Here is a 462-nt window from a genome sequence, read left to right on the forward strand (position 1 = left end):
CTGTGCTTCTGTGCCGGTGCCATCCGCAAAACCCTCTGTGCTGCCGGCAAAGGTGGTTACCATTCCCATCGGCGTGAATTTCCGGATGCGGTGATTGCTAAAATCTGTCACATAGGCATTGCCGGATGAGTCCACAGTCACGTCGTAGGGGAGGTTAAATCGTGCCACAGTACCGGTGCCATCAGTATAACCTGGAGTGCCATCGCCAGCTATGGTGCTTACCACCCCCTTCGGCGTGATTTTCCGGATGCGGTGATTGCTAGCATCTGCCACATAGACATTGCCTTCTGGGTCCACAGCCACGTTGGAGGGGAAGAAAAACTGCGCATCTGTGCCGGTGCCATCCGCAAAACCCCTTCCACCCCTTCCACTGCCGGCTAAGGTGCTTACCACCCCCTTCGGCGTGATTTTCCGGATGCGGTGGTTGTATGTATCTGCCACATAGACATTGCCGGATGAGTC

Annotated in this window: 1 protein-coding gene; it reads right to left on the reverse strand. The window is 55.6% G+C overall.

Annotated features, from left to right (window positions below):
• Positions 1–462, reverse strand: a 462-nt coding sequence (locus S1OALGB6SA_RS07590; protein ID WP_503465885.1) for an NHL repeat-containing protein, incomplete at both ends; no start/stop codon positions are given.

The organism is Olavius algarvensis spirochete endosymbiont, assembly GCA_900608495.1.
Classification (GTDB): domain Bacteria; phylum Spirochaetota; class Spirochaetia; order DSM-2461; family DSM-2461; genus UBA2779.